Origin of the sequence: Microcoleus sp. POL10_C6, from assembly GCF_036701585.1 — a bacterium.
GTDB lineage: Bacteria > Cyanobacteriota > Cyanobacteriia > Cyanobacteriales > Microcoleaceae > Microcoleus.
Map to the genome: position 1 here is coordinate 1 of NZ_JAUBRB010000131.1, position 2,552 is coordinate 2,552.

The 2,552-nt window shown below is 43.3% G+C and carries 2 protein-coding genes; both read left to right on the forward strand.

Going from position 1 to position 2,552, the window contains the following annotated elements; genetic code table 11:
* Positions 1-93 precede the first annotated feature (93 nt).
* Positions 94-828, forward strand: a complete 735-nt coding sequence (locus QUA34_RS29930; protein WP_333391127.1) for an SDR family oxidoreductase — start codon at positions 94-96, stop codon at positions 826-828.
* A gap of 137 nt (positions 829-965) precedes the next feature.
* The gene (locus QUA34_RS29935; RefSeq protein ID WP_333391124.1) at positions 966-2,063 is read left to right on the forward strand and encodes a DJ-1/PfpI/YhbO family deglycase/protease; all 1,098 of its coding nucleotides are present in this window, start codon (positions 966-968) and stop codon (positions 2,061-2,063) included.
* The last annotated feature ends 489 nt before the right edge of the window (positions 2,064-2,552 follow it).

A 2,552-nucleotide genomic window follows, 5' to 3' on the forward strand; every position in this document is an offset into this window, starting at 1 on the left:
AGCTATAAAAGCGATGGTTAATCCAGATCTGCAAGAACCATCTTTAATTCCTCAAATTTAGACCTGAATCCTTACGATTTAACAGGAAAGGTAATTTTAGTAACTGGTGGCTCGAAAGGGATTGGTGCAGTGACGGTGCAGACTCTGGTTAATGCTGGGGCTGAGGTGATTTTGCATTACTTTCGCAGTCAGAAAGAAGCTGAAGCGATAGCAGCAAGTGTTGCGCGCGATCGCTGTTATTTATTAGCCGCAGATTTTATGGTGGAAAACGCGCCCTCGACTTTGTGGCGAGATGCTTTAAAATGGCGCGGTCATATTGATATTTTAGTTAATAATGCGGGGATTATGCAGTCAGCGGGTATCGAGGACAAATTCGATATTTGGTCGTCAGCTTGGCAGCAAACTCTACAAGTAAATTTAGTTGCCGTTGCCGATTTGTGCCGGGAATCTATTCTGCATTTTCAAACTCGCCGAGTCGGTACAATTATTAATATAGCAAGTCGCGCTGCTTTTCGGGGAGATGACCCGAATTATCTGCATTACGCCGCTTCTAAAGGTGCTATTGTTGCTTTAACTCGCAGCATTGCTAGAGGGTTTGCGGCTGATAATATTTTGGCTTTTACAGTTGCACCGGGATTTGTCAGTACAGAAATGTCTAATCAGTTTATTCAGGAGTTCGGTGAAGCTGATATTATTCGCGATATCCCGATCGGCAAAATCGCTCCTCCTCAAGATGTTGCCAATGTGATCGCGTTTTTAGCGTCGGGTTTAGCTGCACACGCTACCGGGACTACGATCGATATTAACGGAGCCTCTTATGTGCATTGAGACAATAACTGTAAAATACCTCTCAAGGCTCACGCTGATATCTTTTAAAACTCACTAATTTATCACTTTAGCAAGACGCTAAAAACATCATAAATGAATTAGTGTTAGATGAAAAGATAGTCTGAGGAAAGTTGATTATGACAACAGATAACGGCACCAACACCAAACGAGTTGCCATACTCATCGAAAATGGAGTAGAAGATTCGGAATTTCTAGTTCCTTACAACGCCTTAAAACAAGCAAATTTTGAAGTAGTTGTCCTCGGTTCGCGGACAAACGAAAAGTATGCAGGGAAACAAGGAAAAGTTGCCCAGCAAGCTGACGGAACTACCACTGAAGCAGTACCCGCCGAATTCGATGCAGTAGTCATTCCCGGCGGTATGGCTCCCGATATGATGCGGACTAATCCCAATACAGTACGTTTTGTACGAGAAGCATTTGAGCAAGGCAAAATAGTCGCTGCTGTTTGCCACGGCCCGCAACTTTTGATTGAAGCCGACTTGCTGAAAGGTAAAAATGCGACTGGTTTCTTGGCAATTAAAACAGACATGATTAATGCCGGAGCTAACTACATTAACGAAGCTTTAGTAGTTGACGGCAACTTGATCACTTCCCGCCAACCTGGAGATTTAGCAATATTTACCACCGCAATTCTGGCTCGCCTCGGTTACGGCGGACAAGCAGTCGGTTTGCCAGAAGAAACTGACACAAATGCAGAGTGGTGGAAATTAGCTAATGGTTGGGGAGGTTCTACACAAGGCGACATTGTTAAAGGTTTGAATACCGCCCTCGCAGGGGAACGCTATGCTTGCGAAGCATTTCAAAATTATGCGGAAAAAACCCAAGACAGCGATTTGCGATCGCTCTTGAGAGAAATGATTCAAAACAAACAGAACCACATCCTCGCTCTCGAAAAACGCCTCAACGATTTTGGTGAAAAACCCTCAATTCCTGCCCAAATTGCTGACAAATACGCTAAATTAAACACCTCAATGCAAGGAACCGATGAAACGTTCTTGCTGCGGAGCACTCTAGGTGAGTTGCAAACCGGTGTTGTCGATGTCAACAACCTGCGGGTGAAGTTCACAGATCCGGTATCAACGGCTATTTTGACAGAGATAGAATCGGATTTGTCTAAGTGTGAACAAGTCGTTGCTAAACTCTTCCGCGCCCGTGCAGTTTCCCAGGAAATTAAGTCGCCTAAACCTTCGACTAGCCCCGCTGTAAAAATGTAATCAGCAAGGGGATAAATAAGTTTGTAGTTTTGTTGAGAGGTGAAAACCCGCACCAATATCGCAACTACCAACTTGCTCTGAAATCCTACAATATACGCCTTGGCGGTAAAATAAAACCCAACACTAAAAAGCAGATATTCAACTAACTGCAAGGTGGAGGGTTTTATTAAATGGGTTTTATTTTTGTTTCAGCCCCCCGGATACATTCGTAAAGTCGCTTTCTTCAATTTTTCAATTCAATTATTTAATCTAAAATCTAAAATCTAAAATCGATTGACTTGTTCCCTCTTCCTTTAGACAGGAGACACCTGGGCTATAAATGCGCTACTGTGTTGCCAATATTTTGATGAGGAAAAAAAGGCTGTGGTTCCCTTACGCGATGAAAATCCCATTACTATCACTCCCTATGTCACCGGGTGCATCTCACTTTGGCACATACATCAAATTGAAAGTTGACCGTTGAGATAAGCACAGCGAAGAGCAAGGATA

What these genes read in the sequence shown, in the direction of transcription:
- QUA34_RS29935 (WP_333391124.1), top strand. Translation starts at nt 966, where the DNA reads ATGACAACAGATAACGGCACCAACACCAAACGAGTTGCCATACTCATC.